This is a genomic window from Kitasatospora sp. NPDC059722 (genome assembly GCF_042733235.1).
In the GTDB taxonomy this organism is placed as follows: Bacteria; Actinomycetota; Actinomycetes; order Streptomycetales; family Streptomycetaceae; genus Kitasatospora.
The window spans coordinates 1-6390 of record NZ_JBHWGD010000120.1; the positions used below are offsets into that span (position 1 = coordinate 1).

Sequence of the window (6390 nt, forward strand, 5' to 3'; positions counted from 1 at the left end):
CTCTCCGCGCAGGCGCGGCGGCAGGTCCTGCGGGAGTGGAACGACACCGCCGCCGAGGTGCCGGAGCTCCCGGTGCCCGCGCTGTTCGCCGCCCAGGCCGCGCGCACCCCCGCCGCCCCGGCGGTGCGCCACCTCGACACCGAGCTGACCTACGCCGACCTCGACGCCCGCGCCAACCGGCTGGCGCACGAGCTGATCTCCCGCGGCATCGGGCCGGGGCGGCTCGTCGCCCTCGCCCTGCCCCGCTCGGAGCAGATCGTCGTGGCCCTGCTCGCCGTCCTGAAGGCCGGCGCGGCCTACCTCCCCGTCGACCCGTCCTACCCCGCCGACCGCGTCGCCTTCATGCTGCGGGACGCGGCCCCCGCCTGCGTGGTCAGCACCACCGAGGTGGCCGCCGGGCTGCCTGGCAGCCCCGGCCTCCCGGTCGTCACCCTGGACGACGCGCACGTGCGGCGCTCGGTCGCGGAGCGGCCGGCCACCGCGCCCACCGACGCGGACCGCACCGCACCGCTGCTCCCCGCCCACCCGGCGTACGTCATCTACACCTCGGGGTCGACGGGCCGCCCCAAGGGCGTGGTGGTCTCCCACCGTGGCCTCCCCAGCATGGTCCGCTCCCAGGCGGCGACGCTCGGCGTCGGCGGCGACAGCCGGGTCCTGCAGTTCGCCTCGATGAGCTTCGACGCCTCCGTGTGGGACACCTGGATGGCACTGCTCACCGGCGGGTGCCTGGTCGTCGTGCCGGAGTCCCACCGGATCCCCGGCCCGGCCCTCGCGGACTTCCTGCGCGTCCACGGCATCACCCACGCCACCCTGCCGCCCGCCGTGGTGCTCGCCACCGAGTTCGACGAGGACGTCGCCGGGGTCACGCTGGTCACCGCCGGCGAGGCCTGCACACCTGCCGTCCTCGACGCGGCCCGCCACTTCGCGAAGGTGGTCAACGCCTACGGCCCCACCGAGTCCACGGTGTGCGCGACGATGCGCACCGTCGACGGGGTGCCGCAGGCCGTCCCGATCGGCCGTCCGGTCGCGAACACCCGGGTGTTCGTGCTGGACGCGCGGCAGCGCCCCGTCCCGCCCGGCGTGCCCGGGGAGCTGTACCTCGCGGGCGCCGGGCTGGCCACCGGCTACCTGGACCGGCCCGCCCTGACGGCCGAGCGCTTCCTGCCCAGCCCCTTCGGCGGCGACGGGGAGCGGATGTACCGCACCGGCGACCTGGTGCGCTGGACGGCGGACGGCGAGTTGGTCTTCCTCGGCCGCACCGACGAGCAGATCAAGATCAGGGGCTTCCGCGTCGAGCCCGGCGAGGTGGAGGCGGTGCTCACCGGCCACCCGGAGGTCGCCCACGCCGCGGTGATCGCCCGCGAGGACCGCCCGGGGGACGTCCGGCTCGTCGCCTACACGGTTCTGACGGACCGTCAATCCTTGGAGGATCCTGCCACTGCACTGCGGAGGTACGCGGCCGAGCACCTGCCGGAGTACCTCGTCCCCGGCGACGTGGTGGTCCTCGACCACCTGCCGCTGACGCCGAGCGGGAAGGTCGACCGCAAGGCCCTCCCCGCGCCCTCGGCGAACGGCCCGAGCGCGAACGGCCAGCACACAAACGGCCCGAGTGCGAACGGCCCGAGCGCGAACGGCCCGGCCGTGAGCGGCGCGACCACCACGGACGACCCGCGCGTGGCGGTCCTGGTCCGGCTCTTCGCGCAGGAGCTCGGCGTGGACCGGGTCGGCCCCGAGGACTCGTTCTTCGAGCTCGGCGGCCACTCGCTGCTGGCGACCCGGCTGATCGGCCGGATCCGCGCCCTGCTCGGGGCCGAGATCGGCATCGCGACGCTGTTCGAGGCGCCCACCGCCGCGGAGCTCGCGACCCGGCTCGACCGGGCCCCGGCCGACCCGTACGCCAACGTCATCGAGCTCCGGCGCGGCCGGCCCGGTGCCCGTCCGGTCTTCTGCATCCACCCCATCGGGGGCCTCGGCTGGTGCTACGGCTCCGTGCTGCCGTACCTGGAGCGGGACCAGCCGGTCCACGGGATCCAGGTGACGGAGAGCCACGGCCGCTTCAAGGCGGTGGAGTCGCTCGACGCGCTGGCCCGGCGCTACGCGGACCTGATCACCGCGACGCACCCGGACGGCCCGTACGTCCTCATGGGCTGGTCGCTCGGCGGAGTCCTGTCCTACGAGGTGGCCCGCCTGCTGGAGGCCGCCGGCCGGACCGTCGACCTGGCCGTCCTCTTCGACGCCTGGCCGTACGAACGGCCGGTGCCCCCCAAGGAGTTGGAGGGGGATTTCGCCGCCTGGGTGACCGGCGAGGTCATCGCCGGCCCGTCCGCCGACGGCACCCTCGACGCCCGGCAGAGCCGCGCCCTGGTCCGCGCGGCCAAGGGGGTCGCCGCCCTCCTCGGGCCGCCGCACCCGGACGGCTACCCCGGGCGCGTGCTGAGCATCGCCGCCGCCAAGACCGTCGCCGAGCGCGGCTCCGCCGAGGAGGCCTGGCGGCCGTACCTCACCGACGCCGAGCACCACGTGGTGGACGCCGACCACGACGCGATGATGACGCCCGCCGTCCTGGAGCAGTCGGGCCCGCTGGTCACGGCCGCCCTGACGTCCCTGCCCGCGCGGCGCACGGGGGCCGACGGTGACTGAGCGCCACGACTCCACCGACACCCGCGGCCTCGACCCCGACCTCGACCTCGACCCCGACCCTGACCTCGACCTCGACCCCGACCTGGACATCCCGGACCCCCGCGATCCGCGCCCGCTCGGCGACGACCGCTGCGTCTTCATCCGCCCGGTGCTCCAGCCCGGCGGGAAGGTCGTCGCCGGGAACTTCTCCTACTACGACGCCTCCGAGGACACCGCCGGGTTCGAGGAGGCCCGGGTCCGCTACGCGTTCGGCGCGGAGCGGCTGTTCATCGGCCGCTACTGCTCCATCGCCGCGGGCGTCACCTTCGTGATGGCCGGCGCCAACCACGTCTTCGACGGGCCCACGGGCTACCCGTTCCTCAGCTTCGAGGGCGACTGGCGCGACGGCCTGATCGACGAGCTGATCGCCCGGGGACCGGACCGCAAGGGCGACACCCGGATCGGCAACGACGTCTGGATCGGCCGCGGCGCCACCGTCATGCCCGGGGTGACCGTCGGCGACGGCGCCATCATCGGCGCCGGCGCCCTGGTCGCCTCCGACGTGGCGCCCTACCGGATCGTGGGAGGCAACCCGGCCCGGGTGATCCGCGCCCGCTACGGCCCCGAGGACGTCGAGCGGCTGCTCGCGGCCCGCTGGTGGGACTGGCCGGTGGCGGCCGTCTCCCGGCACCTCCCGGAGCTGGTCCTCGGCCGGCCCGAACGGATCCTGTCCATCGCCCGGGCCGAGCACCTGCTCGGCCCGGCGCCGGCCACCCCCCAGGGGAGCGCATCATGACGACAGCAGCAGGCGGCCGCGGCGCCCCGCCGACCGTCGAACCCGCGACCGTCGAACCCGCGGCGGTCGACCCCACGGCGGTCGACCTCGCCGACCCGGCCCTGTACGGCACCGGCGACCCCGAGGCGGTGTGGGCCGGGCTCCGCCGCGACCACCCGGTCCACTGGAACGAGGGCCCGGACGGCGGCGGCTTCTGGGCCGTCACCCGGCACGCCGACGTCCAGCGCGTGCTCAAGGACACCGCGGCCTTCACCTCCGCCCAGGGCATGCGGATCGGCCACAACCCGACCGCCACCGCCGAGGCCGCCGGGAAGATGCTGATCGTCACCGACGCGCCCCGGCACGCGAAGATCCGGCGGGTCATCAGCTCCGCGTTCACGCCGCGCATGGTCGCCCGCCTGGAGCAGAACATGCGGACGATCGTGCGCGAGGAGCTGGCGGCCGTCCTGACCGGCGAGCCCTGCGAGTTCACGGACTTCGCCGCGGTCCTGCCGGTCGCGGTGATCTGCGACCTGCTGGGCGTGCCGAAGAGCGACTGGCGGTTCATGCTCGACTCCACCCGGGCCGCGTTCGGTGCTTCCGGCGTCGACCCGATCGCCCGGCTCGAAGCGCACGCCGGCATGCTCGCCTACTACGCCGACCTCGTCGACTTCCGCCGCGAGGAGCCGGGCGAGGACGTCGTCAGCGCCATGGCGAACGGCCTGGTCGACGGCGTCCCGCTCACCGACGAGGAGATCTTCCTCAACTGCGACGGCCTCATCTCGGGCGGGAACGAGACCACCCGGCACGCCACCGTCGGCGGCCTCCTCGCCTTCGCCGCCCACCCCGACCAGTGGCGGCTCGCGGCCGCCTCCCCCGACGGGATGGACACCGTCGTCGACGAGGTCCTGCGCTTCACCAGCCCCGCGATGCATGTGCTGCGCACAGCCGCCCGGGACGTCGAGGTCGCCGGGGTGACGATCCGGGCCGGCGATCCGGTGACGGTCTGGATGCCGTCCGCGAACCGGGACGAGACGGTCTTCGAGGCCCCCGAGGCCTTCGACGTCCGGCGCACACCCAACCCGCACGTCGCCTTCGGCAGCGGTCCGCACTTCTGCCTCGGCGGGGCACTCGCCCGCACGGAACTCCGCGTCCTGTTCAGCGAGTTGCTCACCCAGGCCGCGGGCGCCGAACCCGCGGGACCGGCCCGGCGGCTCCACTCCAACCTCATCCGGGGCTTCGAGTCCGCGCCCGTCCTGCTGCACCCCAGCGACAGCCGGGAGAGGCGGTGAAGCCACTCGCGGACCCCCGGTTCCGCCGCCTGCTCATCGGCCAGGCGCTCTCGGGCTTCGGCAGCAGCGCCCTCTACCTGACCCTCGGCATCTGGGCCAAGGACCTCACCGGCAGCAACGCCGCCGCCGGCGGGGTCGAGGCCGCCCTCGGCGCGCCCATGGTGCTGTCGCCGCTCTTCGGCCACCTCGCCGACCGGGTGCGGCGGCGCCCGCTGCTCATGGTCACCAACGCCCTCATGGGGCTGGCCGTGCTGTCCCTGCTCGCGGTGCGCGGCGGCGACCAGCTCTGGATCATCTACCTGGTGGCGGTCTGCTACGGCGTGGCCTTCGGCGTCCTCGGCGCCGCGTCGGCCGGGATCCGCCGGGACCTCCTCCCCGACGACCAGCTGACCGGCGCCAACGCGATCCTCCAGACGACCACGCAGGGGCTGCGTATCCTCGCCCCGCTCGCCGGCGTGGCCGTCTACGCGGTCGCCGGCGGCGGCACGCTCGCCGTGCTCAACTCCCTGACCTTCCTGGCCGCGATCCTGGCGCTCGCCGGCCTGCGGGTCGAGGAGTCCGTCGGTCCCGAGGCCTCCGGCGAACCGTTCCCGCGCAGCGCCCTCGCGGGCCTGCGGCACATCAACGCCACTCCGGTCCTGGCGCAGATCGGCTACGCCGCCGCCTGCGCGTTCTGCGTCATCGGCCTGAGCCAGACCGTCATGTTCGCGGTCGTGGACGAGGGGCTGGGCCGGCCACCGTCGGCGCTGGGCACGCTCAACGCCGTCCAGGGCGTCGGCGCCGTGGCCGGCGGCCTCACGGTCTCCGCGCTGATCCGACGGGCCGGCATGGCGCGCACGGCGGGCCTCGGGATCGGCGCCTTCACCCTGGCGGCGCTCGCCTACTGCGTGCCGCACATGGCGTTCGTCGTCGCCGGCGAGGTCGCGGACGGCATCGCCATCACCTGGCTCATGGTGGTGCTGTCGTCGGCGGCCCAACTCCACACGCCGCCAAGGCTCCAGGGCCGCGTCAACGCCATGTGCACGATGCTGGTGCTGGTACCGCAGTCGCTCTCGCTCGCCGCCGGCACGGTCCTCATCGACCGGTTCGACTACCGGTCGCTGCTGATCGTGATGGCGGCGGTCACCGCCTGCTGCGCGGCGGTCCTGGTGCTTCGGCCGACCGCCGCACTCACCGAGCGGACGTTCGTGACCTCGGCGCCGGACGGGCCGGAGAACCGGGAGGCCACCGACTCCGCGCCGTCGGCGCAGCACTGAGGCCGTCGGCGGGCCGGGGCCGGTCGGCTCCGCCCGCCAGGACGGCACCTCGGGACCTTTGACAATCCGCCTATCGTCATACAGTCTTCTCGACATGTCTGCCCGTCACCCGATCGAGTGCGCCGCCATCGAGCTGGCGCTGATCGGCGTGGCCGCGCACTGCGTCGCCGACAACCTCTGTCGCTGAACCCGCCTGCCCCGACGCGTTGCGGTGACCGCCGCGCCGGGGCGTCGCCCCTTCCCGCGGGCGCGGTGCCGCTCACCCTTCCCCAGGCCTCACTCCTCCCCAGGCCGCACTGCCGCCCGCCTTCCTCCGTGCACCATCGGTAGCGAAAGGCTCCCTTTCCGATGTCTCGAACCACCTTCACCCCTCGCCGCCTCGCCGCGGGGGGGGGGGGCCGCCGCCGGGGCCGGGGCCGCGGGGGGGGGGGGGCGGCGGGCCGCCGGC

The 6390-nt window shown here is 74.9% G+C and carries 5 protein-coding genes; all 5 read left to right on the top strand.

The window, feature by feature from the left end; translation table 11 throughout:
- The coding region (locus tag ACFV4F_RS38505) for an amino acid adenylation domain-containing protein (RefSeq protein ID WP_380509817.1) at nt 1-2640 on the top strand (2640 nt) is incomplete at its 5' end.
- Nucleotides 2633-3415 (top strand): CatB-related O-acetyltransferase, encoded by a 783-nt coding sequence (locus ACFV4F_RS38510; RefSeq protein ID WP_380509820.1) that lies wholly within the window; start codon nt 2633-2635, stop codon nt 3413-3415. The genes ACFV4F_RS38505 and ACFV4F_RS38510, both read left to right, overlap by 8 nt.
- Nucleotides 3412-4686 carry a cytochrome P450 gene (locus ACFV4F_RS38515; RefSeq protein ID WP_380509823.1) on the top strand — a complete coding sequence of 425 codons (1275 nt, stop codon included), beginning with the start codon at nt 3412-3414 and terminating at the stop codon, nt 4684-4686. Before ACFV4F_RS38510 ends, ACFV4F_RS38515 begins: the two co-directional genes overlap by 4 nt.
- Nucleotides 4683-5942 (top strand): MFS transporter, encoded by a 1260-nt coding sequence (locus ACFV4F_RS38520; protein WP_380509826.1) that lies wholly within the window; start codon nt 4683-4685, stop codon nt 5940-5942. Before ACFV4F_RS38515 ends, ACFV4F_RS38520 begins: the two co-directional genes overlap by 4 nt.
- 94 nt (nt 5943-6036) lie before the next feature.
- Nucleotides 6037-6129 (top strand): Ms4533A family Cys-rich leader peptide, encoded by a 93-nt coding sequence (locus tag ACFV4F_RS38525; protein ID WP_380435284.1) that lies wholly within the window; start codon nt 6037-6039, stop codon nt 6127-6129.
- The last annotated feature ends 261 nt before the right edge of the window (nt 6130-6390 follow it).